This is a genomic window from Agromyces laixinhei (genome assembly GCF_006337065.1).
In the GTDB taxonomy this organism is placed as follows: domain Bacteria; phylum Actinomycetota; class Actinomycetes; order Actinomycetales; family Microbacteriaceae; genus Agromyces; species Agromyces laixinhei.
Genome location: NZ_CP040872.1, coordinates 1,657,687 through 1,683,245, shown reverse-complemented (window position 1 = coordinate 1,683,245; position 25,559 = coordinate 1,657,687). Strand labels below are relative to the sequence as shown.

Sequence of the window (25,559 nt, the reverse complement as noted above, 5' to 3'; positions counted from 1 at the left end):
GCTGGACGGCTCGCCGACGACCGACCGCTCACGCGGGCTCGATGAGCAACTGTTCGAGCGAGGCGAGGGTGCTGAGCTCGAGGCCCGACGCGAGCAGGTACTCGCGCACCGAGCCGTGCTCGCGCTCGACGAGTTCGATCACGCCCTCGATGGCCTCGCGCGGGCTGCCGCCCATGAGTGTGCGCAGCGCCGGCGAGTCGGGCACCCCGTAACGAGAGACGAGCTCGACCATTCCTTCGAGCCATTCTCCGGCCAGGTTCGCCTCGGTCGCGGCGTAGTCGAGGATCACGGACTCGCGATCGACGCCGACGGCGAGCAGGGTGAACGCCACGACGACTCCGGTGCGGTCCTTGCCCGCGGTGCAGTGCACGACGACGCCGCGATCGCCGGCGGTCGAGATCTCGCGCAGGGCGGCGACGACGACCGAGGCGTGCTGGACGGCGATGCGCTCGTAGAGGGCTTCGAGTGAGATGCCCGCCATGCCCTGCGAAGCGCCTGAGCCCTCGAAGACCGGCAGCCGAAGCACTTCGACGTCGAGATCGCCGAGGTCGTCGGGCATCATCTGCGCCTCGTTCTCGTCGCGCAGGTCGATGACGATGCCGACCCCGAGCTCGCGCAGTCGCGCCTGCCCCGCCTCGCCGAGCCGGGCGAGTCCGTCGGCGCGGTACAGCACGCCGTCGCGGACGGTGCCGGTCAGCGCCGACAACCCGCCGAGGTCGCGGAAGTTGTAGGTGCCGGGAACCGGAAGGCGCGTCGAGGTCTGCATCGACCCGAGCCTACCGCGCGTTCCGAGCGCACGCATCGGAGCGAACGGGGTCGCGAGCCCGAGCTCAGTCGCCGAGATGGCGCCGGCTCGCCATGGCGCGGTCGGCCTCGCGCTTGTCCTGACGCTCGCGCAGCGCGTGCCGCTTGTCGTACTCCCGCTTGCCCTTCGCGATCGCGATCTCGACCTTCGCCCGCCCACCCGAGAAGTAGATCTGCAGCGGCACGAGAGTGTACCCGCCCTGGCTCGTGCGGTGGCTGATCTTCACGATCTCCTGCTTGTGCAGCAGGAGCTTGCGCTTGCGGCGCGGCGTGTGATTGTTCCACGTGCCCTCGGTGTACTCGGGAATGTGCACGGCATCGAGCCACATCTCGCCGCCTTCGATGAAGGCATAGCCGTCGACGAGTGACGCACGGCCCTCGCGGAGCGACTTGACCTCGGTGCCCGTGAGCACGAGGCCGGCCTCGTAGGTGTCCTCGATCGTGTAGTCGTGGCGGGCCTTGCGGTTGGTCGCCACGACCTTCTGACCGGTCTCCCTGGGCACGAGCGGCTCCTTGCGTCGAGTAGCGGATGCCCCGGGGCATCCGGAGCAGCCGTTCAGTCTAGCCGCACGCGGCCCGCCATGCGAAACCTCGACGAATTCGCTCGATCAGACCTTCAGATACCTCGTGATCGCGATGCCGGCCGAGACGGCCGCGAGCACGACGCCGACGAGGATCAGCAACGGCACCACGAGGAGGGCATCGGAGAGATCGACGAAGGTGAACGAGAGGTTGTCGACGAGGTAGCCCTGCACGAAGAAGTGCACGATCGCGACGACGGCACCTCCGGCGAGGAGCGAGCCGATGAGCCCCGCGAACACGCCCTCGAGCACGAAGGGGGTCTGGATGAACCGGTTCGAAGCTCCGACGAGCCGCATGATGCCGAGCTCTCGTCGCCGCGAGAACGCCGAGAGCCGAATCGTCGTCGCGATGAGCAGCGCCGCGGCCACGAGCATGATCGCCGCGACGGCGATCGCGGTGTAGCTCGCCGCGTTCAACACGTCGAAGATCTGGTCGAGGTAGCGCCGCTGGTCGACCACCCCCTCGACGCCGGCCATGCCCGCGAAGCTCTCGACGAGCACCGCCGCCTGCGACGGGTCGACGAGGTTCACCCAGAACGTCTCGTTCAGCACCTCGGGGGTCACATAGTCGGCGGCCGGCGTGCCCTCGAACTGCTCCTGGAAGTTCTCGAACGCCTGCTCGCGGTCCTCGAAGTAGAACTCGTCGATGTACTTCGCGAGGGTGTCGGAGGAGAGCTGCTCCTCGATCGCGTCCTTCTGCTCCTCCGTCGCCTCGCCGTCGGTGCACCCCGCCGTCGTCGAGACACCCGTGCAGAGGTAGACGGCGACCTGCGCGCGATCGTACCAGTAGTTCTTCATCTGACCGATCTGCAATTGCAGCAGGGCCGCGGTGCCGACGAACGTCAACGAGATGAACGTGACGAGCACGACGGAGACCACCATCGAGGCGTTCCGGCGAAGGCCGTTCGCCGCCTCGGAGATCACGAGACCGATCCTCATTTCGTCGGCCCCACTTCCTGATCGTCGTCGCCTTCCCGGGGGCCTCCCGGGGCCCGGAGTCCGAGGCGTTCGGCGAGCGTCAGGTGCGCGGATGCGGCGCCGGTCTTCTTCGCCGTCACCTGGTCCTGGTCGAGCCGGATCGTGCCGGTGGCGGCGGCCGTGATCTCGGCAGCGGCGTCGGTCACGTCGTCGGTCGCCTCGGGTTCGACGTAGAGCGGCCCGGCGTCGCGCATGACCTCCGGAGTGACCTTCGGCGCGGCCGCGGCGACCGCGGGGGCTGCAGTGGCGGACGGCTCGGCCGGGCTCGTCTGTCGCCTCCTGCTCCTGCTCCGGCACGTACTCGATGTCGCGCACCGTCTGCCCGTCGTAGCCGGCGCTGCGCTCATCGCGCACGATGTCGCCCGCGGAGAGTTCGATGACGCGCCGGCGCATCTGGTCGACGATGCCGGCCTCATGTGTGGCCATGACGATCGTGGTGCCGCCCGCGTTGATGCGTTCGAGCAGCGTCATGATGCCCGCGCTCGTGACCGGGTCGAGATTGCCCGTCGGCTCGTCGGCGAGGAGGATCTGCGGCTTGTTGACGATCGCCCTCGCGATCGCGACGCGTTGCTGCTCACCGCCCGAGAGCTCGTGCGGCATGCGCTTGCCCTTGCCGTCGAGCCCGACGAGCTTCAGCGTCTCCGGCACGGCAGACTGCACGTAGCCGCGCGACTTGCCGATCACCCGAAGCGTGAAGGCGACGTTCTCGTAGACCGACTTGTTCTGGAGCAGCCGGAAGTCCTGGAAGACGACGCCGAGATCACGGCGGAAGTAGGGCACCTTCCGGCTCGAGATCGAACCGAGGTCTTGACCGAGCACATGGATCGAGCCCTTCGACGGCTTCTCCTCCTTGAGGATCAGCCGGAGGAAGCTCGACTTGCCCGAGCCGGAAGCACCAACGAGGAAGACGAATTCTCCGCGGAGGATCTCGACCCCGACGTCGTTCAGGGCTGGCCTCGCCTGGCCGGAGTAGGACTTGGTGACGGAGTCGAAGCGGATCATCGGAATCGAGCCTAGGCAGGGACCACGGAAAAGTGGGCAGCGACACCGGAAATCCGGGTGGACGTTCGCCGGATCGGGACGACCGGCACGACCCGCCCCCGAATCTGCGTGAGAGGCCGGGCGGCTAGTCTTCTTTTCGCTTGCGCCACTTGATGCCGGCCGAGATGAATCCGTCGATGTCGCCGTCGAAGACGTGACTCGGGTTGCCCACCTCGTGCTCGGTGCGGAGGTCTTTCACCATCTGGTACGGCGCGAGCACGTAGGAGCGCATCTGGTCGCCCCAGCTCGCGGTGATGTTGCCCGCGAGCTCCTTCTTCTGGGCCGCCTCCTGCTCCTTCTGGATGAGGAGCAGTCGCGACTGCAGCACCCGCATCGCCGCCGCGCGGTTCTGGATCTGCGACTTCTCGTTCTGCATCGAGACCACCGTGCCGGTCGGCAGGTGCGTGAGGCGCACGGCGGAGTCGGTCGTGTTGACCGACTGGCCGCCGGGGCCGCTCGAACGGAACACGTCGACGCGGATGTCGCTCTCGGGGATGTCGACCTCCTGCGCCTCTTCCATGAGCGGGATGACCTCGACGGCCGCGAAACTCGTCTGGCGCTTGCCTGCCGCACCGAAGGGGCTCATGCGCACGAGGCGGTGCGTTCCGGCCTCGACGCTCAGGGTGCCGAACGCGTAGGGCGCATCGATCTCGAAGGTGGCCGACTTGATGCCCGCCTCTTCGGCATAGCTCGTGTCCATCACGGTCGCCCGGTACCCGTGCTGCTCGGCCCAGCGCAGGTACATGCGCATGAGCATCTCGGCGAAGTCGGCGGCATCGACGCCGCCCGCACCGGCGCGGATCGTGATGACCGCCGGGCGGTCGTCCCATTCGCCGTCGAGCAGCGTCTGCACCTCGAGATCGCCGATCGCCTGCTGCAGCGACTCGAGTTCGGCGCGGGCCTCGGCCGCGGAGTCCTCGTCGCCCATCTCGTTGGCGAGTTCGACGAGCACTTCGAGATCGTCGAGGCGCGAGTCGATGCCTTTCACCCGCGCGAGCTCGGACTGGCGGTGACTGAGGGCGCTCGTCACCTTCTGGGCGTTCGCCGTGTCGTCCCAGAGATCGGGGACGCCCGCCTCTGCTGAGAGCCGCTCGATGTCGGCTTCGAGGGCGTCGACGTCGACGACCGCGCGGATGTCTCGGAAGGTGGAGCGCAGCGCGGCGATCTCCTGCGTGAGGTCAAGATCCAACATGACCTCCCAGCCTACGCGAGTCGACTCCCACGTGGTGCACCGCATGTGCGGGTGTAGCGTCGAGGCGATGACCGATTCCCCGCCCCGATTCTCGTGGCGATCGATCATCCTCCCGGCCTACCTGCCGACCCTCGTCTTCTCGCTCGGCGAGGGCGCGATGATCCCGATCATCCCGCTCATCGCGACCGAGCGCGGTGCCTCGCTCGCCCTCGCCGGCCTCATCGCCGCGATGCTCATGGTCGGCGAGCTCGCGGGCGACCTCCCGGCCGGATGGCTCGTCGCCCGCATCGGCGAACGCAACGCGATGATCGGCGCGGCGATGCTCGCGGTCGTCGGCGTGCTCATCGCGATCGTCTCCCCCACCCTGCCGGCGCTCGCCGTCGGCGTGTTCCTCCTCGGGCTCGCGACCGCCGTGTTCGGGCTCGCCCGGCACGCGTTCCTCACGAGCTACGTGCCGGTTCGATTCCGCGCTCGCGCGCTCTCGACGCTCGGCGGCGTGTTCCGCGCCGGTTGGGCCGCCGGGCCCTTCGTCGCCGCCGCCATCATCGCGTGGACCGGTTCGAGCGAGTCCGTGATCTGGGTGCTCGTCGGGGCATGCTTCGCGGTGATCGGCGTGTTGCTTCTGCTGCCCGACCCCGAGCGGGTCTTCGGCGCCGCGAGACTCGCGCGCGCGGCATCCGATGACCGCTCGAACGCGCCGACGGATGCCTCGGGCCGGCCGCTCACCGCCGGCGAGGCCGAGGCCGCGGCGGAGTCGTCGCCGAGCGTGTTCCGTGCGATCCGCGAGAACGGCGGCGTGCTCGCCCGCGTCGGCACCGGCATCGGGCTGCTCTCCGCGATCCGCGTGAGCCGCACGGTCATGCTGCCGCTGTGGTCGGTCTCGATCGACATGCCGGCCGAGCAGGCGGCCCTCGTGATCGGCATCTCGGGCACGATCGACTTCGCCCTCTTCTACGCGAGCGGCCAGCTGATGGACCGCTTCGGGCGCCTCTGGAGTGCGATTCCCGGCATGCTCGGCATGGCCGCCGGCCACATCGCCCTGGCGTTCACCCACGACCTGCCGGCGAACGCGCTCTGGTTCACGGTCATCGCCGTCTGGCTCGGCCTCGCGAACGGCATCACGAGCGGCATCATCATGACCCTCGGAGCCGACCTCGCCCCGAAGCAGAACCCCGCGCCGTTCCTCGGCGCGTTCCGCATGATCGGCGACACCGGTGGGGCCGGGGCGCCGCTCCTGATCGCCGCCATGACCTCGATCGCGTCGATCATGGCGGCGAACGTCGTGGTCGGGGCACTCGGCCTGCTCGGTGCCGCGATGCTCTGGCGGTGGATTCCCCGCTACGTGCCGCATCGGAGGCGCTGACGCGGCGTGACCTCGCCGTCGCCGCGGCTCCTGTGCGCGCTCATCGCCCGTTGATCTTCTCGATCGTCATCACGAGGATGACCCGGTCTGCCTTGTCTCCGGGCGCCTGCGGGTTGGCGTTGCCGTAGCGCTCGGCGAGGCGCACGTACATCGCACCCTCGGGATCGGGCACGATCTCGGCGAGGCGCCCGCGCACCTCGACGTACTTGAGCGGGTTCTCGGGGTCGATCATCTCGAGGGTCATGCGCGGGTCGGCTGCGAGATTCCGGAACTTCGCGCGCTTCGTCGTATGCGTGAAGCGGATCGTCTGCGTCGCCGGGTCGAACTCGAACCACATGGGGTTGACCTGCACCTCGCCGTTCGGACGCACGGTGCCGAGGTGTGCGAAGACGGGGGCTGCGAGGATGCGGGCGAAGTGATCTGAGATGTCGACGGTCATGTCCCCAGTCAACCGCATGCCGCCGGGTCGGCAGCATCGCTGCCTGCTCAGTGGAAGACCGAGCGCGCTGTCGCCGTCACCTCGATCGGCACCGAGATCGGCAGGAGCTCGGTGTGGATGGGCGCGTACCAGACGGCACGCATGACGACCGTGGCGCTCTGGCCGTCATCGGATGCCGCGCGCACGAGCTCGACCTCGTGCAGCTCGTGCACCGCGTCGGCGAGATACGCGCTCGCGGCCGACCCGACCTCGGCCGAGTCGAGTTCGAGCGAGAGGCGGTCGCCCTCGACCTGCACGGTGTCGAGGCTCCACGCCTCCGCCGCCGCGAGCGCGGCACCGTCGGCGAGGGTGAACAGGCGCTTGCGTTCGAGGTAGAGGGACGTCGCCGATACGACGACGAGCACGAGGGAGAGACCCAGCACGCAGTAGAAGATCGTGAGCAGGAGGGTCGATCCCTGCTCGTCCTGGTCGAGGCGGGCGCGGGCAGAGCGCATCACGGGTCGCTCCCGGCGACGGCCCCGGCGACGAACCGCGAGACCGTCTGGGTCGCACTCGCCTCGAGCGGCACGCGGGCCGCCTGATGGAGCGAGAGCACGTCGGGTACGAGCGGCAGGGTCACGCTCGCAATGACCGAGACCCGTACGCGCTCCCCGGCGGCGCGGCAGTCACCCGACGGCGAGCACGACACGGTCACGGATGCCTCGTCGGCGTCGACCCCGTAGTCGTCGAGGGTGATCCGCACGGCGCGCTCCACGGCGTCATGCGCTGCCCGTTCGTCTGACGCCTGCACCGCGACTCTCGCCGCCTGCCGGGCCGCACCCTCGACGGCCAGCGCCCCACCCTGGATCGACGCCATCGCGAGCACGAGGTAGACGATCGGTACGAGCAGGATCATGCCGACGGTGAGGAACTCGAGTGAGGCCGAGCCGTCGTCAGTCGAGAGCCTCGAGCGCAGCATGCCCCGTCACCTCCAATGCACGGTCGACCCCGAGCAGGCCCACGATCGGGAGCGGCGCCCGCACCGTCACCGACACCATGCTGACGCCGTCGACCGTGCTGATGCCCGCCCGCACATCGTCGGCGTACTCCGCCGAGACCGCCATGCTGATGAGCTCTCTCGTGCGAGCGACGCCCGCCCCCTCGCTCGATCCGGCGAGCGCGGCGTATCGTGCGCCCTCGGCTGCGGCGTCGAGCACGGTGTTGCGCACGTGGAGCGCGAGGGCCAGTTGGATGACGGCGAGCGCGAGCACCGTGAGCAGGATGCCGACGAGCGTGAATTCGGCGACGGCCGAGCCTCGTTCATCGTTCGCCAACGCGCGCAGTCGCGTGCCCCATGCCCGAGCGGCGCGGCGGCGCAGCGTCAGACGCCGAGCACCCGACTGATCGCCTGGTCGAAGACGCCCGACAGCGCCGGGCCCGCGAGCCCCCAGATGACGATCACCAGTCCCGCGGTCATGAGGGTGATCAGCACCCAGCCGGGCACGTCGCCGCGTTCGTCCTCGAACCGGTGCTTGATCCGATTTCGCATGTGAATCCCTTTCGTCGGAGCATGGAGCCGTGCGGGTGGAGCGGTTGCGAGCCATCAGAAGCCCGCCTGCAGCACGAGGTAGCCGGGGAACAACGCGAAGGCGATCGTCACCGGAAGGATCAGGAAGATGAGGGGAACGAGCATGGCGACTTCTTTGCGGCCGGCCTGCTCGATGATCGTGCGCTTGGCCTCCTCGCGCGCGTCGCCGGCCTGCGACCGGAGCACGGACGCCAGCGGTGCACCGCGTTCGAGCGCTCCGAGCACCTGGTCGAGTGCCCGGGACAGAGCCGGATGGTCGAGGTCGTCGCGGAGCCGAGCGAGCGCGGCGCCGAGCGGCACGCCGGCGCCGACGGACGCGACCGTCGCGGCGAATTCGGTCGGCAGTACGCCGGCGCCGTTGCCGAGGCGCGCCACTCTGCGGATCGCGTCGAGCATGCCCTCTCCGGCGGTGAGGCTCAACGTCAGGAATTCGAGCACCGTCGGGAGCTCGGCCGAGATTCGCGCGAGTCGGCGCCGGGCGGCGCGCTGCAGCATCCAGTCGCGCACAACGGCGCCGAGCGCCGCTGCAAGGAACGGGAGTGCGATACGGACGACGGTCGGGAGCGCGCCGAACGACGGGGCGAGGATGGCCGTCGTCGCGGCGAGCGCGAATGCTCCGGCGCTCCACGCGAGTTGCTCGCCGCGGAATCGCTCGACCGATGCCGTGGACCCCGCCTGGCGCAGTCGCCGTGCGATCGTGTCGGCGCCGCCGAGCCACTCGGAGGCGATCGTACGAAGGGCACGCACGATCGGCCTGGCGACGAGGCCGAACACCGGTGTCGGGTCGGCCGGGCGGTGCGCGAGCAGTGCACGGGCCTCCGCCGAGATGTCGGCGACGTACGGCGCCACCCGATCGATGAGTCGGGGGCGACCGATGCGCGGCACCGTCGACATGATGAGCCAGAGCCCGAGTCCGAGCACCGCGCCGAAGACGAGCCCGAGCGCGGGCACGCTGTTCAGTGGAACCATCGACGCTCCTCGGGAAGACGCCCGAGCGCGACCATCGCCTGGTACGCCACGACCGTCACCACGACGCCGGCGATGATCAGCGCAGCACCGGCCGCGGAGTCATACGCGACGATCGCCTCTGGGCGTGAGGCGAGCACCACGAGCAGGAGCCACGGTGCAGCGACGCCGAGGCGCGCGGCATTGCGGATCCATGATTGTCGCGCCACGACCTCGGCGCGGAGCGCCGCATCTTCACGCAGGTACCCGGAGAGCCCGCGCAGCACCGCCGTCACGTCGCTGCCGCCGACCTGCCGCGCCATGCGCAGGGTCTCGAGGATCCGGTCGGCGATCGGATCGGCGAGCGTGCCCTTCAGCCGGTCGAGGCAAGCGCCGAAGTTGCCGGTGCGCCGGTACTCGTCGTCGAACGCCGCGAATGCAGACCTCGTCGATGCCGGTCCGAGCTCGGCCAGCGCGCCGATGCTGTCGGGGAGCGACATGCCGGCACGCACGGATGACACGAGATGATCGACGACGTCGGGCCACACCGCGCGATTGGCTGCTCGACGACGCATGGCACGGGCACGCACGAGGAGTGGCACGATCGCGGCACCCAGCACCGTCGCCACGATGGTGAGTACGGGAACCAGGAAGACCGCCTGTGCGACCGCGCCTGCCACGAGTGCGAGGAGCGCCGCCACGATCACGATCACCGCGATCGGCACCCCGGCGAGGCCCGCGAGCGCCAGTTCGTCGGCGACCCGCGCGCTCATCGCACCCCGACTGCGGCCGACCGCCTTCGCGGGCCAGAGGAGTGGCGAGAGGCTCAACAGCACGCCGAGTCCGAGCAGTGCGCCGAGCACGAGACTCAGGTTCATCGGGCCGCCGCCGAGAGCACGATGTCGGGATCGAGCCCGACGGCGCGATACTTCTCGAGTCGCGCGGGAGCGGTGCCCGTCGCGACGAGTTCGCCCGCACGGGTGACGAAGATCGCCTCTGCGTCGACGGCAGCCCCGGTGCAACCGCCCGTCGGTGCCGCGACTTCGGCGACGCGTCGCTGGCCCTCGCGGTCGATCGTGAGGTGAACCACGAGATCGATGCAGCTCGCGACCGTGGGCACGACGAAGGCGGAATCGATGTTGCGGCCCGCGAGAAGCGGCAGCGTGCAGAGCTTCGCGAGGGCGTCGCGAGCCGAATTCGCATGGATCGTGCACATGCCGGGAAGGCCCGAGTTGAGCGCGATGAGCAGATCGAGGCTCTCGGCCTCTCGCACCTCGCCGACGATGAGGCGGTCGGGGCGCATCCGGAGCGCCTCCTTGATGAGGCGGCGCAGCGTGATCTCACCGGTGCCCTCGAGACTCGGCTGACGGCACTGCAGGGCGACCAGGTCGCGCACATCGAGATCGAGCTCGAAGGTCTCCTCGACCGTGACCACGCGGTCGCCGGGTCGAGCACCGGCGATGAGGGCGTTGAGCATCGTCGTCTTGCCCGTGTGGGTCGCGCCCGACACGAGGATGTTGGCCCCGGCGAGCACGCTCATGCGGAGGAACTCCGAGGCATGGGGCGTGAGCGAGCCGAGTTCGATGAGCTGGACGAGCGAGCGGATGCGCCGCTGGAACTTCCGGATGTTGACGGACCAGTGCGAACGGGCGACATCGGGGATGGCGACGTGCAATCGCGAGCCGTCGGGCAGCGTGGCATCGACGAACGGCGACGACAGGTCGACGCGCCGACCCGAGTGCTGCAGCATCCGCTCGACGAGCTCGCGCACCTCGCGATCGGAGAGCACGACCGTGGTGAGCTCCGCGACTCCGCGGCGGGCGACGAATACCCGGGTGGGCGCGTTGATCCAGATCTCCTCGACCTCTGCGTCTTCGAAGAACGGCTGCAACGGCCCGTAGCCGGTGATCGACGCCACGACCTCGCGCGTCGTGCCGACTTCGTCGCCGAGTTGGGCATGCGCACCCGACAGTGCGCGCTCGCTGTAGCGCCGCACCTCTTCATGCGCGTATCGGGCTGCCGCCGAATCGTCGCGCGTGAGATCGACGCCGTCGCGCAGCACGCGCGTGCGCACCCGGTCGGCGATGGTGCGCACGGCGTCGGTCATGCGCTCAATACTGGACGGTGACGGCGGTCACGCCCCGAACTTATCCACAGGCGCCCTTCAGCGACCGCCCGCTCAGGTCCAGGGACCGCGCCATCCCCCATGATGTTCGACGATCGTGTCTGCCTCCGGAGGGCCCCACGTGCCCGGCGCATAGGCGCGCACGGGCGGCGGCGCGTCGATGAGCGGCTGCATGACCCGCCACATCTCCTCGACCGAGTCCTGCCGCACGAACCGGGGACTGATTCCCGCCATCGCGGCGAACAACAGCACTTCGTAGGGGGTGGGGGCCTCGCCGCCGGCTTCCGCGAACACCGCGTCGAGGTCGATCGGGCGTGGCAGCGGTGCATCCGCTCGGCGTGCATTGAGCGCGATGCGCACGCCCGTCGACGGGTCGAGCCTGATCACGAGCTGATCGGGCTGACTGGTCGTGTCGCGCAACCCGAAACCGAGCTTCGGCGGCTCCTTGAAGATCAACCGAACCTCGGTCGCGGTCACCGGCAGCTCCTTGCCGGCGCGGATGAAGAAGGGCACGCCCGACCAGCGCCAGTTCTCGATCTCGAGCCGAAGCGCGCAGAAGGTCTCGGTCGTGGAGCCGGCGGCGACGCCCGCCACATCGTGGTACCCGTCGAACTGCCCGCGCACGTAGTGCTTCGGATCCGCTTCGTCGACCGCACGGAAGAGCGAGAGCTGCGCGTCTTTGAGGGTCTGCGGGTCGCCGTGCGCGGGCGCCTCCATGGCGACGGCCGCGACGACCTGCATCAGGTGATTGACCACGACGTCGCGCAGTGCGCCGACCGGATCGTAGAAGTGGCCGCGGTCCGCGATCCCGAACTCCTCGGCCATCGTGATCTGCACGCTGTCGACGTAGTTGCGATTCCAGACCGGCTCGAGCATCGTGTTCGCGAAGCGCAGGTAGAGGATCTCCTCGAGGCCCATCTTGCCGAGGTAGTGGTCGATGCGGTACAGACGCGACTCGTCGATGTATCGATGCAGCTCCGCTGCGAGCGCACGTGCCGACGCCAGGTCGTGGCCGAACGGCTTCTCGACGACGACCCGGCCGTGCGTCGTGAGCCCGGCCTCCGACAGTCCCTTCACGACGGTCGCGAACAAGCCGGGCGGAATCTCCAGGTAGAACACGGGGAGCTTCGCCGCGGCGATCGCCGCTCCGACGCGCCGGTACGTCTCTGCGTCGAGGAAGTCGCCCTGCACGTAGCTCAGGCGTGCGGCGAGTCGCCCGAACACCTCCTCGTCGAGCGTCTCTCCGGTGGCGATGATCGAGGTGCGGGCGCGGTCGATGAGCTGGTCGACCGTCCAGTCGTCGACGGCGACGCCGACGACGGGGCATTCGAGCATCCCGCGTTGCTCCAGCCGGTACAGCGAGCGGAACGTCATCACCCTCGCAAGGTCGCCGGTGATCCCGAAGATCACCAGCACGTCGCCCTTCGGCGTGGTCGCGACATTCGTGATGAGTGCCATCTTCACCTCTCGATCGTGAGTGCGTTCGTGTCGGCTACGTCGTGCGACGGCCCTTGTGCAGCACCGGGTCGACGACCCCCGAGCCGTGGTCGAGTTGGAAGTCGAGATTCATGGCCGCATTGATGAGCGAGAGGTGGCTGAACGCCTGCGGAAAGTTGCCGAGCTGCTCACCGGTGAGCCCGATCTCCTCGGCGTAGAGGCCGAGGTGATTGGAGTAGGTCTGCATCTTCTCGAAGACGAGTTGCGCCTCATCGAGACGACCCGACCGTGCGAGCGCATCGACGTACCAGAACGAGCAGAGTGTGAAGGTGCCCTCCGATCCCTTCAGCCCGTCGGGCGAAGCATTCGGGTCGTAGCGATAGACGAGACTGTCGGAGACGAGCTCCGAATCCATCTCGTCGAGCGTCGACAGCCACATCGGGTCTCGCGGGGCGATGAACCCCATCAGGGGCATCAGGAGCAGCGACGCGTCGAGCACCTCGGTGTCGTAGTGCTGCACGAATGCGCCCCGGTCAGGGTGCCAGCCCTTGGCCATGAGCTGCTCGTAGATCGCATCGCGCTGCTCGGTCCATCGCGCGACCGAGGCCGGCCGGCCGTGTGAGTTGGCGAGACGGATGCCTCGGTCCAGCGCGATCCAGCACATGAAGCGGCCGTACGTGAAGTGCTGCCGGCCGCCGCGCGTCTCCCAGATGCCCTCCTCGGGCCGATCCCAGTTGTCGCACACCCAGTCGAGCATCTCGCTCACCTGCACCCAGCCGACGTGCGGCAGTTGCAGCCCGTGCGTGTCGGCGAGGTAGATCGAGTCCATCGCCTCGCCGTAGATGTCGAGCTGCAATTGATCGGATGCCCCGTTGCCGATGCGCACCGGAAACGAGCCCTTGTAGCCGGTGAAGTGATCGAGCGTCTCCTCGGTGAGGTCAGAGGATCCGTCGACCCGGTACATGATCTTGAGCGGTCCGGAGCTCTCGCCCACGCTCTCGTGGATGCGGTCCATGAGCCACGCGACGAAGCGCTCGGCCTCCTCGGTGTAGCCGAGTCCGAGCAGCGAGTAGACCGAGAAGGATGCGTCGCGGATCCACGTGTACCGATAGTCCCAGTTGCGCTCACCGCCCACCTGCTCGGGCAAGCCGGCGGTCGGAGCCGCCACGAGGGCACCTGTCGGGGAATACGTCATCAGTTTGAGCGTGATCGCAGATCGGGCGACCATCTCGCGCCAGCGGCCGCGGTAGGTCGAGCGGTTGTTCCAGTCCCGCCAGTAGCGGCGGGTCTCCTGGAACATCTCGAACAGCTCGTCTTCGGTGATCTTCGCCGGCGCCGCGCCGCCGGACTCCAGCATGAGGCCGCTCATCTCGCCCGCGTTGAGGCTGCCGGTGATGCGCAGACCCTGCCCCGCGAGCTCGATGTGCCCGGCCCGCCGGGACCCGTGGATCACGGCATCGCCGACACGGTGCACCGTCAGCGCCTGGTCGCCGGCCGAGAACACGACGCCGGCGTCAGGCACCGGTTCGATCGTGTGCGGCATCCGCCCGTAGTCGAACCTCGGCTGGATCTCGCCCTCGAAGCTCATCGTTCCCCGCACCACGCGGAGCAGGCGCACGAGGCGATGACGGTCGGTCGCGTCACCGTCGGCAACGGGCATGAAGTCCATCACCTCGCCGACGCCGGCTTCGGTCATGAACCGGGTGACGAGGATCGCGGTGTTCGGCAGGTACAGCTGCCGGGTCACGTAGTCCGCATCTGTCGGGCGGATGCTGCAGAACCCGCCTCGTTCGGCGTCGAGCAGCGAGGCGAAGATGCTCGGTGAGTCGAAGCGCGGCGCGCAGAACCAGTCGATCGTGCCGTTCGTGTCCACCAGCGCGGCCGTCTGCAGGTCGCCGATCAACCCGTGATCGGCGATGTTCGGATACGAATCTCCCATGCGAACGACCCCTGACTCCCCCGTGCATCGTCGCACGTCACGGCGGAGAGCGGTAGGGCAGGCTCATCGCTCGCCGGTGCCTTCGGCCCGTGGGCGATCACCTGAGGTCTCGGCGGAGCGGCACGGCGATCGCCGCAACGGCGGCGATCACGGCATACGCGAGCAGCAGGGCTGCGCCGAGTCCGGCTGTGACGGCCGGCGCCGCAGGGCCCGACAGTTCGGTCGCGATCGCATCGGCGAGGTAGGTGGAGCCCATGAGCGCGGATGTCGCCCCACCGGGGAGGAACGCATGAACGGCGTTCACTCCCGGCACGATCATGAGCAGTGGTTCGAGGAAGTAGAAGTAGCCGAGCACGATGCCCACCGCGACGAGTTGGTTGGCGGCCAATGCTCCGACAGCGACGCCGATCACCATGTACACCGCGCCGGCGGCCGCGAGCCGTGCGAGGAGCATGACGAGGTCGCTCGATTCGAGGCCGAGTGCAACGCCCCGCACCGCCGCCGCACCCATCAGTGCGAGCGCTGCGGTGCAACTGGTCAGCACTCCGTAGACCATCCCGAGCAGCCCGTAGACGAGGAGCTTCGCCGACAGCACCGCCCCGCGGCGCGGCGCCACGAGGAACGTGGTGCCGATGGTTCGGTGCCGATACTCGCTGGTGACGGCGATGGTGCCGATCAGGGCGGGGACGAACAGCAGCATCGCGTTCATGCCGAGCACGACCGCGACACCCTCGGAAGTCTCCAATCCGGGCATCGGAGGAGTGGCCTGCTCGGGATCGATGAACCCGAGCAGGCCGGTGATCGCTCCACCCGATCCGACCGCGCACAGCACGGTCCAGAGCGGGAGTCGGGTGGCCGCGAATCTCGTGAACTCGCCGCGGATGAGTCGGTTCATGCGAGTTCTCCGATCGCCGCAAGCTGAAAGTACATCGCCTCGAGCCCGCCCCGCTCGACGAGTTGCGTGCGGGTGCCGCTCCAGAGGATTCGACCCGCGTCGATGAGCACGACGCCGTCGACGACCTGCTCGAGTTCGGCGAGCACGTGGCTGGAGATGAGCACGGTGCCGCCGGCATCCGCGAACTGGCGGATGAAACGACGGAGCCACACGATTCCGGCCGGGTCGAGGCCGTTCGACGGCTCGTCGAGCACGAGTACTGCGGGATCGCCGAGAAGCGCCGTGGCGAGCGCGAGACGCTGCCGCATGCCCGTCGAGAATCCACGAATGCGTCGGTGGGCGTACGACTCCAGCCCCGTGAGCGAGATCACATCGCCGATACGGCCATGGCCGCCGAGCGCCGCATAGGTGCGGAGATGCCCGATTGCGGTCATCGACGGGTGCGCGCCCGCGATGTCGAGCACAGCACCCACGGTTCTCGACGGCCTGGCAAGAGCGCGATAGGGCGTTCCGCCGAAGTGAGCCGAGCCACCGTCGGGGGTCGTCAGCCCGACGAGCATCCGCAGGGTGGTGGACTTGCCCGCACCGTTCGCGCCGATGAACCCGGTCACCTGGCCCGCCGGCGCCGTGAACGTGGCTCCGTGGACCGCTGCGACGTTCCCGAATCGCTTCTCGAGCCCGACCACCTCGATGTCGACGGCGTTCATCTCGATATCAACGGCGTTCATGCGGCGATCCGCCGTGTGATGCCGTCGGCGATCGCCGTTGCATCCGGATGACTCAGCAGCAACTCGTCGAACTCACAGCCGGCGCGGCGGCCGCTGAGGCTGATTCGGAGCACAGGCTCACCCCGCCGCATGCTCACCAACCGCTTCATCCCTGCTGGATGGATGAACGTGCCGAGCTTGCGATATCCCGACACGACGAGCCCGGAACGAACGCCGAGCACCTCGGATGTCCAGCCGGGCAGCACCTCGACGCGCACAATCGCGTCCACCGCGATCGCGGCGGCATGTCGGCCGGTCATCATCGACTCCCAGCCCGGGAACTCGACGTGGAGCTCCGCGCCTTCGAGGCGAACTTCAGTCATGGCTCCTGCTCCTTCGGTAGAATCAGATCGACATTGATAATGTTATCACAATGAGAAAGGTTGCTCCACGATGGCTGAACCAGCCGATCTGGCCGACGTCATCCTGCACCCGGTGCGGTTCCGCATCCTTCAACAAGTCGGCGGTCGCGACGTCACGACGGCCGATTTGCGCACCGCGCTCCCGGATGTCTCGCAGGCCACGTTGTATCGGCACGTCGCAGCTCTCGTCGACGCCGGCATCCTGGCCGTCGCAGAGGAACGCCGCGTGCGGGGAGCGGTAGAACGCACGCTCACGCTGGGAGATCGGATGGCGCATGTCGACGCACCCGAACTCCACGCGATGAAGTCCGCTGAGCTCCGTCGGTGGTTCCTCACCTTCCTCGCCGAGCTGGGTCGAGATTTCGAACGATTCGTCGACGCCGACGATGCCGCCGCGCTCCGTGACTTCGTCGGTTTCGGACAGGTTCCGTTGTATGTCACCACCGACGACCTTGCTGCCCTGCAGAACGGGCTCTCGGAGCTCATCACGCCGCTGCTCGCCGATAGCGGAGACGGCAAGCAACGCGTCTTGTTCTCGACGGCGCTTGTTCCAGATCCCGATCCGCCGCCCGCATCGCGACCCGGCGCCTAGACTGATCGGGCACTCGCGGGAGTGGTGAAATCGGCAGACACGCAGGATTTAGGTTCCTGTGCCTTCGGGCGTGTGGGTTCAAGTCCCACCTTCCGCACGCAATGAGCACTCAGCGATGACCGGATGAACCCGGTTCTTGACGTCTTCTCCTCTTGTCCGCTCTCGGCGGCCGCGAACAGGATGGGGAGATGACACATGCCACCACTACCGCACTCCTCGTCATCGATGCTCAGGAGTCGTTCCGGCAGCGTGCCGACGACTGGTCGCGGACGACGAATCCGCAAGTGTTCGCGAACATCGCACAGCTCACGGAGCATGCGCGTTCGGCTGATGACCTGGTCGTCTGGATCACTCATGCTGAACCCGAGACGGGCGGCGTGTTCGATCCGGCTCGAGGTTTCGTTCGCGTGGTGAGCGAGCTCGAGCCACTCGAGGGCGATCTCCACGTGACGAAGACCTCGGTCAACGCATTCACCACGACGAACCTGCAACAGCAGCTGATGCAGCACGGAATCCGCCGCCTCGTGATCTGCGGCATCCGAACCGAACAGTGCTGCGAGACCACGGCGCGGGTCGCAAGCGACCTCGGCTTCGAAGTCGAGTTCGTCCTCGATGCCACGACGACCTCGGCCATCCGTGCAGGCGCCGGGTACCCATCGGTCTCGGGTGAGGAGTTGATGGCGCGCACGGCAGGTGTCCTCGGCGCGCGAGGCTTCGCGGTGATCGTGACGACGGCCCAGCGAACGGGCACCCCCGTGGCGGTGTGATCTCAGATGCGCCGCGGCCCTGGACCGTCGGTGGCCAGCTCGTCTTCGGGGTTCAGCAGGCGGCATGCCTTGAGAGACAGGCACCCGCAGCCGATGCATCCAGTGAGCTCGCGCTGCAAGTGATCGAGTTGCGTGCGGCGCACCTCGAGTTGTGCACGCCACTGCTGCGCGACACGTCGCCAGTCGCGCTGAGAGGGCGGATGGTCGAGCGGCAGGCTGGTGAAGACCTCCTGCACATCGCTCAGCGGGATGCCGAGCCTCTTGGCGACGACGATCAGGGAGATGCGTCGGAGCATGTGGCGTCGATAGCGGCGCTGGTTGCCCGCGGTTCGAGTGGAGGCGATGAGGCCCAGCTGCTCGTAGAAGTGCAGCGCAGAGGCCGGCACGCCCGAACGGCGCGAGACCTCGCCGATCGCGAGCAGATCATCGGGTTCCAAGACCATCGTCACCTCCACTTGACCTCAAGGTTACTCGAGGTCTTGGCAGCAACCGCGCAACGCTGAGTGAGCACCGAGAAGCCCTGTCCATGCGACGACACTCGCGCTAACGTCGGATCACGACACATCCGTTCGGATCAAGACATATCAGGAGGACGCCATGACCGATTTCGTCGATCCGCTCGAAGAACCGCTCGACCTCGACCGCGACCCCGATCGACCGGACTCGCTGTCGCCCGAGAACGATGAGGAATGGGTCGAGTACGACGCCGACGGCAACGAGATCCCGAACGACGCCGCTGCCGACTGAGTTGTTTCACAGTGCCGGCGGGCCCGCCGCGATGCGTTCGCGCGCGTAGGCCTCGATGCGCTCGGCGGGCACCGACCAATCGGACTCGAGCCACCACGTCGCACCCGCATCGGACCACGGCCGTACGACGGCCGCGTCGGCCGCCGCATCGGTGCCGCTCGTGGTGCCCTCTTGGATCACGTCGAACGGCCGGTCTGCGAGGCCGAGCCGGGCACGCTCGTCTTGGATCCAGGCGATCGCCTCGGCGGCGACCTCCGGCGTGAAGAGCCGCGTCTGCTCATCGGCGCTCTCTGGAGACGCTCCCGGCGGCGCATAGTTGGGAATCCACCCGTCGTAACGAGCGACCCGGCGCATCGACTTCATGCGCGGCCAGAGCCCGACCACCCAAGTGGGAATTCGGGGGTCTTGCACGATCGGCGGCGGCAGCATCGAATCGGTGCGCTCGGCCCGGTAGTGGCGGCCTTCGAACTCGAACGGCTCGGCCCGCCACAACTGCTGCATGAGCTCGAGCGACTCGTCGAGCAGTTCGGCCCGATGCCTGCGGCCGGGATCGTCTTCGAAGATCCAGAACCGCGGCTCGGCCGCTGAGACGCCGAGTCCTGCCGAGAGGATGACCCGGCCGCCCGAGAGCCGGTCGACCGTCATGGTCTGCCCGGCGAGCTCCCACGGTCGGCGGCGCGGAACCGGCGTGAGCATGGTGCCCAGTCTGATGTCGTCGGTGACCATCGCGGCCGCCGCGAGCATCGCCCACGGATCGGTCGCCCAGATGCCCTCCCAGACGAAGAAGCCCTGCCATCCGGATGTCTCGGCGAGCTGCGCCAGTTCGACCGCCAAGGTTGGATCACTTCCCGTGTAGATGAAGCCGTTTCGCATACCGCCGAGGGTACGGCCGGCCGGCGACATCGAGATCGATCCCGGTTGGCCCGGGCCGGTCGGGCCGGCCCACCCGATCGAGTCGCTCTGCGACGGAACCGGGACCCGACGTTCAGCATCGCCCCCTAAGATGTAAGGCAATCCTTACCTCACTGAAGGGTCGCACCATGACGATCGCCCCCACTGCCCCGGCGCACACCGACGCAGAACCCCTCGACGTCGCTGCACTCGTGCGCGCGGCCTCCGCCGACGACCACCGGGCCGCAGAATCTCGCGGCTACATCGTGCAGCTCATGGGCGGCGAACTCTCACTCGAGGAGTACACGCGCTACCTTGCGCAGTTCGGCTGGGTCTACGAAGCGCTCGAAGAGCGAGGCAGCCGCGACGGCGACCCTGCGGTGTTCGACCCCGAGTTGGCTCGCATGGCCACGATCGAGGCCGACCTCGCCGCTCTCGGTGCCGCCGACTGGCGCACCTCGCACCCACCGCTTCCGGCGACGAGCGAGTACGCCGACCACCTCCGCGCCGTCTCCGACGACGACGTGCGGTACCTCGCGCACCACTACACGCGGTACCTCGGCGACCTCTCGGGCGGCCAGGCCATCGCGCGGCTCGTCGCGCGCCACTACGGCGCCACCCCCGAGCAACTGAGCTTCTACCGGTTCGAGATCGCCGAAGACGGAGTCGTGCGCTACAAGCGCGGTTACCGCGAAGCCATGAACGATCTCGCACTGGCGCCGGATCAGGTCGACGTGCTCATCGCCGAGGTCCGCACCTCGTTCCGCATGAACGGTGCGATCTTCGAGGCGCTCTCCGCCTGAAGTTGATCCGGGATCATTCTCGGGTCTGATGTCGCTCGTGATCGCCGTCGATAGACTGCAACGAAATACCGCCGCCTGCTGACCGGCAATCGCTGTGCCTCGACGACGACAGGAGATCCATCTGTGATCCACACCGCGCTCATCCCCTGGCTCGACCCCGAGACGATCATCGCGGGCGCGGGCCCTTGGGCGCTCGTCGTGGTCTGCGCGATCGTGTTCGCCGAGACGGGCCTGCTGGTCGGGTTCCTTCTGCCCGGCGACACGCTGCTCGTGATCTCCGGCCTGCTCACGCACACCTCGCTCGTCTTCGGCGTCGACATCTGGTGGGTGTGCCTCGCCATCGGCTTCGCCGCGTTCCTCGGCGGCGAGGTGGGGTACCTGATCGGCCACAAGTTCGGCCCGAGCGTCTTCGAACGCAAGGAGTCGGGCCTGTTCAGCGTGAAGAACGTCGAGCGCACGAACGCCTTCTTCACGCGTTTCGGCGCGCTCGCGATCATCCTCGCCCGCTTCGTGCCGATCGTGCGCACCTTCGCTCCCGTTGCGGCCGGCGTGGGGCACATGAACTACAAGAAGTACACGCTCTACAACTTCATCGGTGCGATCATCTGGGGCGTCGGGCTCACCTACTTCGGCTTCCTCATCGGCTATATCCCCCCCATCGCGGAATTCGTGCAGGAGTACATCGACGTCATCCTCATCGGGGCCGTGGTGCTCACGCTCATCCCGACCCTCTGGCACTACTTCGCCTCAGCCCGCAAGGCCAAGCGAGCAGCAGCGGCCGGAGAAGACGTCGTCACCGACCATGACGAGGCGACTCATCTCGTGCTCGACCCCGAGGTCTTCGAGCACGGCCACGAAGAGAAGAAGTAGCGCCCGCTCAGGAAGCCCCGGTCACGGATGCTGCGACTGCTCCCGTTGCTCCCGGCCCGCCGGCTCGAGCTGGAAGGTCGAGTGCTCGACGTCGAAGTGTTCGCTGAGACATCCGCCGAGCTCATCGAGCAGTTCACCGGTGCGGCCGGAGGAGAAGACGTCGGGCGCGACCTCCACGTGCGCGCTGAACACGTGCGCACCCGAGGTGATCGCCCACACATGCACGTCGTGCACTGCCACCACCCCGTCCGTGCGCAGGATGTGCGCGCGGATCTCGGCGACGTCGGTGTCGGCCGGCGCCGATTCGAAGAGCACGCGCGCGACGTCGCGAAGCAGTGACAGCGCCCGCGGCACGATGAGCGCGGCGATCGCGAGCGAGGCGATCGGATCGGCGGCGTCGAAGCCCGTGAAGACGATCACGAGCGCCGCGGCGATGACGAGGGCAGACCCGATGAGGTCGCCGAGCACTTCCAAGTACGCGCCGCGAAGGTTGATCGAATCCTTCGCACCGCCGCGCAGCACGAGCATCGCCGCGACGTTGGCGACGAGACCGATGCCGGCGACGACGAGCATCGGCACGCCCTGCACCTCATGGGCCTCGCCTGCTGCACCCGTCACCAGGCGGCCGACAGCGCTGATCGCGACAGAGACCGCGACGACCACGAGAATGACGCCGTTCACGAGAGCCCCGAGCACTTCCGCCCGGCGATAGCCGTAGGTCTGGCGGTCGGTCGCGGGTCTGGCCGCGACGAATGACGCCACGAGGGCGACAGCGAGCCCGATGAGGTCGCTCGCCATGTGCCCGGCGTCGGCGAGGAGCGCGAGCGAGCCGCTGAAGACCGCGCCGATCACCTGCACGATGAGGAACGCGCCGATGATCGCGGCGGCGACCCAGAGCCGTGCACGGTCGGCGGTTGCTACGTGATCGTGATCGTGTGCCATGTCACTCACAGCGTAGGCCGCGATTCGGCGACCCGGGCCAAGTTGGGAATGAGTCGCGTTCTCATCCGTTCGGCCGGCCGACGCTCAGCCGAGGCCGCTGCGGAAGCCCTCGCGCCAACTCGGCCAGTCGGGGGTCCAGTCGAGCTCCCGTTTCGCCTTCGCGTTCGACGAGCCGCGCGCCTTCGTCATCAGTGACACCCCGTGTTCGCCGATGAGCGGCCGTGCCACCCACGCCGGCACGTGCCTCGGCGCCTTCGCCCCGACCGCCTCGGCGAGCGCGGGCAACCACTCCGAGACGGGCGCTGGGTCGTCATCGACGATGTTGTAGACGCCGGCAGCACCGTGCGTGACGGCGGCCGCGGTGGCGGATGCCGCGTCGTCGATGTGGCAGAACGAGGTGATCCCGGTGCCGCCGCCGACGAGCGGCAGTCTTCCCGCGGCGATCATCTCGACCATCTCGCCTCCGCGTCCGATCGACTGGCCCGGCCCGTACAGCTGCCCAGAGCGGAGCGCGACCCCGTCGGCCGCGGCGGTCGCACCCTCGACGTACCTGATCGCGGCGATCGTCTCCTTCGAGGCATCAGTCGGGTGCGGGTCGATCGGGTCGGCCTCGTCCTTGACCGCGCCGCCCGTGCGCTCGTTCGGCCACCCCGTGTAGCTCTGCGCGATGAACCTGCCGACGCCGGCTTCGGCTGCGACCGCGAGCAGGTGATCGGTTCCGCTGGTACGCAACTCGTTGGTCATGGCGAACCCCTGGTCGAAGTGCTTGAGATCGGGCGCGAGGCCCGCGAGCGCGGTGAGTTCGTGCACGATCACCTCGGGGCGGGCTTCGAGCACGGCGGTGCGAACGGATGTCGCGTCGAGGCCGTCCATCACGAGGCCGCGCGCACCTGCCGCCTCGATGTCGGCCAATCGGTCGCCGTGCCTCGACGTTCCGGCCACCTCGTGCCCCGCCGCGACGAGGAGTCGCACCACTCTCGATCCGATGGCGCCCGTGGCGCCGGCGATGAACACTCGCATCTCGGTCTCCGTTCCTGTCACCCCCTCCGACGATCCAACGACTCCACCTGTGACAGCAGTACTGTGACATCCTCGAAGCATGGCGATCACGGGCGAGGCGCAGCACGCTCTGCGTCCACTCATGTTCTCCATCGCCTATCGCATGCTCGGCAGCGTCGTGGAGGCCGAAGACGTCGTGCAAGACGCGTACGTGCGGCTGCAGGAGCGGCATGCTGTCGGCGAACCGATCGACAACCCCGAGGCTTTCGCGGCCACCGTTGCCACGCGGCTCGCGATCGACGTGCTCCGCTCGGCGCGGCGCACACGCGAGATCTACGTCGGCCCGTGGATACCCGAGCCGCTGCCAGACGATGACGCCGATCCCGCGCACCGCATCGAACGTGACGAGACCCTGTCATTCGCATTCCTCGCGGTGCTCGAACGGCTCGGCCCGGTCGAGCGCGCCGTATTCCTCCTTCGAGAGGTCTTCGCCTACGACTACCCGACGATCGCCGCCATCGTCGACCGCAATGAGGCCGCGTGCCGGCAGATCATGCACCGGGCGAAGCAGCGCATCGCCGAGGGACGGACGCGGTTCGACGGTGCGGCCGACCGTGACACGGCGCTCACCGACGCGTTCTTCGCTGCGCTCGAGGTCGGCGATGTCGACCGACTCGTCGTGGCACTCGCCGACGACGTGGTGTTCTACGGCGACGGCGGCGGCCGGGCACCTGCGGTCCGCCGGCCCGTGCACGGCGCCGTCGCCGTCGCGCGTTTCCTCGGCGGCCTCGTGCGGCGCGGCACCCGAGCGGGCATCGCGTTCGAGCGGCGCCCGGTGAACGGAGCGCCGTCGCTCTGGGTGCGTGGCCCCGACGGTGCGCTGCTCTGCGTTCTGATGGTGGAATTCGTCAACGGTTCGGTGCAGGTGATCGCGAACCAGCTGAATCCCGAGAAGCTCACTCACCTCGGCACGGTCGGTGACCTGTTCGCACTGTTGTCGGCGACACCGACCGACTCGGTCAGGCCGGCGCGATCCAGCGCAACGGAACCTCGATCGTGACCTCGGTGCCGCTGCCGACGATCGTGTGCCAGTCGATCGTGCCGCTCAGTTCGCCCTGGATCAGCGTGCGCACGATCTGAGTGCCGAGCCCTTCGCCCACCCTGCCTTCGGGCAGACCCGAACCGGTGTCGCGCACCGTCACGCTCAGCATCGTCTGCGAGCGGTCGGCCGTGATCTCGACGTCGCCCTCCTGCCCGGCGAGACCGTGCTCGACCGCGTTCGTGACGAGCTCGGTGAGCGCGAGCGCGAGCGGTGTCGCGTACTCACTCGGCAACACGCCGAACGACCCGGAGCGCTTCGGGTGCGCCGTCGTATTGTGGGCCGACGCCACCTCGGCGACGAGCAGCAGTGCGCGGTCGAAGACCGCATCGAAGTCGACGTTCTGCGTCAGCCCCTCGGAGAGCGTGTCGTGCACGACCGCGATCGCTCCGACGCGCCGCATGGCCTGCGTGAGCGCCTCACGTGCCTCGTCGGAGTGCGTGCGCCGGGCCTGGATGCGAAGCAGCGACGCCACCGTCTGCAGGTTGTTCTTCACCCGGTGGTGGATCTCGCGGATCGTCGCGTCTTTGGTGATGAGCTCCTGCTCCTGGTGGCGGAGTTCGGTGACGTCACGGCTCATCACGATCGCGCCGACGCGCTCGCCTCGGTGCCGGATCGGGATGGCCCGAAGCGACACGGTGACCCCTCGGGACTCGACATCGGTGCGCCAGGGGGCCCGACCTGTCACGACGAGCGGGAGCGACTCGTCGACGACGAGCTTGCCGGCGAGGAGCCTCGTGGTCACCTCGGCGAGCGACTCGCCTTCGAGCTCGTCGTCGAAACCCATGCGATTGAACGCGGAGAGCGCGTTCGGGCTCGCGAACGTCGTGATGCCGTCGACGTCGAGCCGGATGAGTCCGTCGGACGCGCGTGGAGCGCCGCGACGCGGACCGGTCGGGGCGCCGAGATCGGGGAAGTCGCCCGATGCGATCATCAGGAAGAGCTCTTCTGCACATTCGTTGAACGTGAGTTCCTGGCGGCTCGGTGTGCGGGTCGCGCCGAGGTTCGTGTGCCGGGTGAGCACGGCGACCGGTTCGGGCGCGACGTCGGCGCCGGCGGTGGTGAGACGGCGCATGACGGGCGCGGCACTCACGCGGGTGGGCATCTCCTCATACCAGTCAGGGGCGGATGAATCGACGATCCGTGCGGTCGAATAGGCCTGCCCGACATGCTCACGCCACTGCGGCTTGATCTCTTGACCGACGAAATCACGGTAGAAGAGCGTCGCGGCGCTCGATGGCCGGGAGTGGGCGACGGCGACGAACGAATCGTCGCCGGACGGCACCCACAGCACGATGTCGGCGAACGCGAGATCGGCGAGCAGCTGGAGGTCGCCGACGAGCATGTGCAGCCAGTCGACATCGGCCTGACTGCTGCGGCCCTGGGCGAGGACGAGATCACTGAGGGTCGACAC

29 protein-coding genes, 1 tRNA gene and 1 pseudogene are annotated in these 25,559 nt (G+C 68.3%); 8 read left to right on the top strand and 23 right to left on the bottom strand.

The features are described from left to right. Positions 1 to 28: 28 nt before the first annotated feature. From FHG54_RS07910 to prfB, 5 genes and pseudogenes are all read right to left on the bottom strand, one after another. The gene (locus FHG54_RS07910; RefSeq protein ID WP_139416791.1) at positions 29 to 766 is read right to left on the bottom strand and encodes a tyrosine-protein phosphatase; all 738 of its coding nucleotides are present in this window, start codon (positions 764 to 766) and stop codon (positions 29 to 31) included. A 64-nt stretch (positions 767 to 830) separates the two neighbouring features. Next, positions 831 to 1,307, bottom strand: a complete 477-nt coding sequence (gene smpB / locus FHG54_RS07905) for an SsrA-binding protein SmpB (protein ID WP_139416790.1) — start codon at positions 1,305 to 1,307, stop codon at positions 831 to 833. Between the two features lie 105 nt (positions 1,308 to 1,412). After that, a complete protein-coding gene (gene ftsX, locus FHG54_RS07900; protein ID WP_139418356.1) occupies positions 1,413 to 2,324 on the bottom strand; it encodes a permease-like cell division protein FtsX in 912 nt (303 codons plus the stop codon). Between the two features lie 459 nt (positions 2,325 to 2,783). Further along, positions 2,784 to 3,365, bottom strand: a pseudogene (locus tag FHG54_RS07895) (cell division ATP-binding protein FtsE); the annotation flags it as partial. A 124-nt stretch (positions 3,366 to 3,489) separates the two neighbouring features. Continuing rightward, positions 3,490 to 4,596 (bottom strand): peptide chain release factor 2, encoded by a 1,107-nt coding sequence (prfB, locus tag FHG54_RS07890; protein ID WP_139416789.1) that lies wholly within the window; start codon positions 4,594 to 4,596, stop codon positions 3,490 to 3,492. Between the two features lie 67 nt (positions 4,597 to 4,663). Between prfB and FHG54_RS07885 the strand changes: the two genes are divergently transcribed. Beyond that, positions 4,664 to 5,959, top strand: coding sequence for an MFS transporter (locus tag FHG54_RS07885; protein WP_139416788.1), 1,296 nt, complete (start codon positions 4,664 to 4,666; stop codon positions 5,957 to 5,959). A 40-nt stretch (positions 5,960 to 5,999) separates the two neighbouring features. Here the strand turns inward: FHG54_RS07885 and FHG54_RS07880 are convergent, their stop codons facing one another. From FHG54_RS07880 to FHG54_RS07825, 13 genes are all read right to left on the bottom strand, one after another. Next, complete coding sequence (locus tag FHG54_RS07880; RefSeq protein WP_139416787.1) at positions 6,000 to 6,398, bottom strand: PPOX class F420-dependent oxidoreductase; 399 nt, start codon at positions 6,396 to 6,398, stop codon at positions 6,000 to 6,002. Positions 6,399 to 6,445: 47 nt separating this feature from the next. Then, a complete protein-coding gene (locus FHG54_RS07875) occupies positions 6,446 to 6,892 on the bottom strand; it encodes a pilus assembly protein TadG-related protein (RefSeq protein ID WP_139416786.1) in 447 nt (148 codons plus the stop codon). Continuing rightward, entirely contained in the window at positions 6,892 to 7,356 is a 465-nt protein-coding gene (locus FHG54_RS07870) for a hypothetical protein (protein WP_139416785.1), read from the bottom strand. Before FHG54_RS07870 ends, FHG54_RS07875 begins: the two co-directional genes overlap by 1 nt. After that, a complete protein-coding gene (locus FHG54_RS07865) occupies positions 7,331 to 7,711 on the bottom strand; it encodes a TadE/TadG family type IV pilus assembly protein (protein ID WP_232331267.1) in 381 nt (126 codons plus the stop codon). The genes FHG54_RS07870 and FHG54_RS07865 overlap by 26 nt, the downstream gene beginning before the upstream one ends. Positions 7,712 to 7,758: 47 nt before the next feature. Continuing rightward, positions 7,759 to 7,926, bottom strand: coding sequence for a hypothetical protein (locus tag FHG54_RS16345; RefSeq protein ID WP_168197144.1), 168 nt, complete (start codon positions 7,924 to 7,926; stop codon positions 7,759 to 7,761). 54 nt (positions 7,927 to 7,980) lie between these two features. Next, positions 7,981 to 8,934 (bottom strand): type II secretion system F family protein, encoded by a 954-nt coding sequence (locus FHG54_RS07860; RefSeq protein WP_232333626.1) that lies wholly within the window; start codon positions 8,932 to 8,934, stop codon positions 7,981 to 7,983. Then, the gene (locus tag FHG54_RS07855; protein ID WP_338025699.1) at positions 8,922 to 9,788 is read right to left on the bottom strand and encodes a type II secretion system F family protein; all 867 of its coding nucleotides are present in this window, start codon (positions 9,786 to 9,788) and stop codon (positions 8,922 to 8,924) included. Before FHG54_RS07855 ends, FHG54_RS07860 begins: the two co-directional genes overlap by 13 nt. Beyond that, positions 9,785 to 11,017 (bottom strand): TadA family conjugal transfer-associated ATPase, encoded by a 1,233-nt coding sequence (locus FHG54_RS07850; RefSeq protein WP_139416784.1) that lies wholly within the window; start codon positions 11,015 to 11,017, stop codon positions 9,785 to 9,787. Before FHG54_RS07850 ends, FHG54_RS07855 begins: the two co-directional genes overlap by 4 nt. Before the next feature lie 72 nt (positions 11,018 to 11,089). Next, a complete protein-coding gene (gene zwf, locus FHG54_RS07845; protein WP_139418352.1) occupies positions 11,090 to 12,493 on the bottom strand; it encodes a glucose-6-phosphate dehydrogenase in 1,404 nt (467 codons plus the stop codon). A 34-nt stretch (positions 12,494 to 12,527) separates the two neighbouring features. Next, positions 12,528 to 14,411 (bottom strand): glycoside hydrolase family 15 protein, encoded by a 1,884-nt coding sequence (locus tag FHG54_RS07840; RefSeq protein WP_139416783.1) that lies wholly within the window; start codon positions 14,409 to 14,411, stop codon positions 12,528 to 12,530. A 97-nt stretch (positions 14,412 to 14,508) separates the two neighbouring features. Beyond that, the gene (locus FHG54_RS07835) at positions 14,509 to 15,306 is read right to left on the bottom strand and encodes an ABC transporter permease (protein WP_139416782.1); all 798 of its coding nucleotides are present in this window, start codon (positions 15,304 to 15,306) and stop codon (positions 14,509 to 14,511) included. Further along, positions 15,303 to 16,034: an ABC transporter ATP-binding protein gene (locus tag FHG54_RS07830; RefSeq protein WP_233437904.1), complete on the bottom strand. Its 732-nt coding sequence runs from the start codon at positions 16,032 to 16,034 to the stop codon at positions 15,303 to 15,305. Before FHG54_RS07830 ends, FHG54_RS07835 begins: the two co-directional genes overlap by 4 nt. Then, a complete protein-coding gene (locus tag FHG54_RS07825; RefSeq protein WP_139416781.1) occupies positions 16,031 to 16,396 on the bottom strand; it encodes a hypothetical protein in 366 nt (121 codons plus the stop codon). Before FHG54_RS07825 ends, FHG54_RS07830 begins: the two co-directional genes overlap by 4 nt. Before the next feature lie 70 nt (positions 16,397 to 16,466). Between FHG54_RS07825 and FHG54_RS07820 the strand changes: the two genes are divergently transcribed. The 3 genes from FHG54_RS07820 (at position 16,467) to FHG54_RS07810 (ending at position 17,794) form a co-directional block, all read left to right on the top strand. After that, positions 16,467 to 17,027: a helix-turn-helix domain-containing protein gene (locus FHG54_RS07820; protein ID WP_139416780.1), complete on the top strand. Its 561-nt coding sequence runs from the start codon at positions 16,467 to 16,469 to the stop codon at positions 17,025 to 17,027. Between the two features lie 15 nt (positions 17,028 to 17,042). Continuing rightward, a tRNA-Leu gene (locus FHG54_RS07815) sits at positions 17,043 to 17,124 on the top strand. A gap of 91 nt (positions 17,125 to 17,215) precedes the next feature. Beyond that, positions 17,216 to 17,794: an isochorismatase family protein gene (locus FHG54_RS07810; protein ID WP_139416779.1), complete on the top strand. Its 579-nt coding sequence runs from the start codon at positions 17,216 to 17,218 to the stop codon at positions 17,792 to 17,794. 2 nt (positions 17,795 to 17,796) lie between these two features. Here FHG54_RS07810 and soxR read toward each other — a convergent pair whose 3' ends face one another. After that, positions 17,797 to 18,237, bottom strand: coding sequence for a redox-sensitive transcriptional activator SoxR (gene soxR, locus FHG54_RS07805; protein WP_139416778.1), 441 nt, complete (start codon positions 18,235 to 18,237; stop codon positions 17,797 to 17,799). Positions 18,238 to 18,391: 154 nt separating this feature from the next. Between soxR and FHG54_RS16340 the strand changes: the two genes are divergently transcribed. Next, positions 18,392 to 18,541 (top strand): hypothetical protein, encoded by a 150-nt coding sequence (locus FHG54_RS16340; RefSeq protein ID WP_157001469.1) that lies wholly within the window; start codon positions 18,392 to 18,394, stop codon positions 18,539 to 18,541. A gap of 6 nt (positions 18,542 to 18,547) precedes the next feature. Here the strand turns inward: FHG54_RS16340 and FHG54_RS07800 are convergent, their stop codons facing one another. Continuing rightward, a complete protein-coding gene (locus FHG54_RS07800) occupies positions 18,548 to 19,375 on the bottom strand; it encodes an LLM class flavin-dependent oxidoreductase (RefSeq protein ID WP_210415487.1) in 828 nt (275 codons plus the stop codon). A gap of 206 nt (positions 19,376 to 19,581) precedes the next feature. Between FHG54_RS07800 and FHG54_RS07795 the strand changes: the two genes are divergently transcribed. Together FHG54_RS07795 and FHG54_RS07790 are read left to right on the top strand one after the other, a co-directional pair. After that, complete coding sequence (locus FHG54_RS07795; RefSeq protein ID WP_139416776.1) at positions 19,582 to 20,235, top strand: biliverdin-producing heme oxygenase; 654 nt, start codon at positions 19,582 to 19,584, stop codon at positions 20,233 to 20,235. A gap of 126 nt (positions 20,236 to 20,361) precedes the next feature. After that, the gene (locus tag FHG54_RS07790) at positions 20,362 to 21,105 is read left to right on the top strand and encodes a DedA family protein (RefSeq protein ID WP_198165643.1); all 744 of its coding nucleotides are present in this window, start codon (positions 20,362 to 20,364) and stop codon (positions 21,103 to 21,105) included. A gap of 21 nt (positions 21,106 to 21,126) precedes the next feature. Here the strand turns inward: FHG54_RS07790 and FHG54_RS07785 are convergent, their stop codons facing one another. Next, a complete protein-coding gene (locus tag FHG54_RS07785) occupies positions 21,127 to 22,047 on the bottom strand; it encodes a cation diffusion facilitator family transporter (RefSeq protein WP_139416774.1) in 921 nt (306 codons plus the stop codon). A gap of 84 nt (positions 22,048 to 22,131) precedes the next feature. Next, positions 22,132 to 23,067 (bottom strand): NAD-dependent epimerase/dehydratase family protein, encoded by a 936-nt coding sequence (locus FHG54_RS07780; RefSeq protein WP_139416773.1) that lies wholly within the window; start codon positions 23,065 to 23,067, stop codon positions 22,132 to 22,134. 79 nt (positions 23,068 to 23,146) lie between these two features. Here FHG54_RS07780 and sigJ point away from each other — a divergent pair, with 79 nt between their 5' ends. Then, positions 23,147 to 24,106 (top strand): RNA polymerase sigma factor SigJ, encoded by a 960-nt coding sequence (gene sigJ / locus FHG54_RS07775; protein ID WP_139416772.1) that lies wholly within the window; start codon positions 23,147 to 23,149, stop codon positions 24,104 to 24,106. Here sigJ and FHG54_RS07770 read toward each other — a convergent pair. Further along, positions 24,066 to 25,559 (bottom strand): sensor histidine kinase, encoded by a 1,494-nt coding sequence (locus tag FHG54_RS07770; protein WP_139416771.1) that lies wholly within the window; start codon positions 25,557 to 25,559, stop codon positions 24,066 to 24,068. The two genes, sigJ and FHG54_RS07770, sit on opposite strands and share 41 nt — an antisense overlap.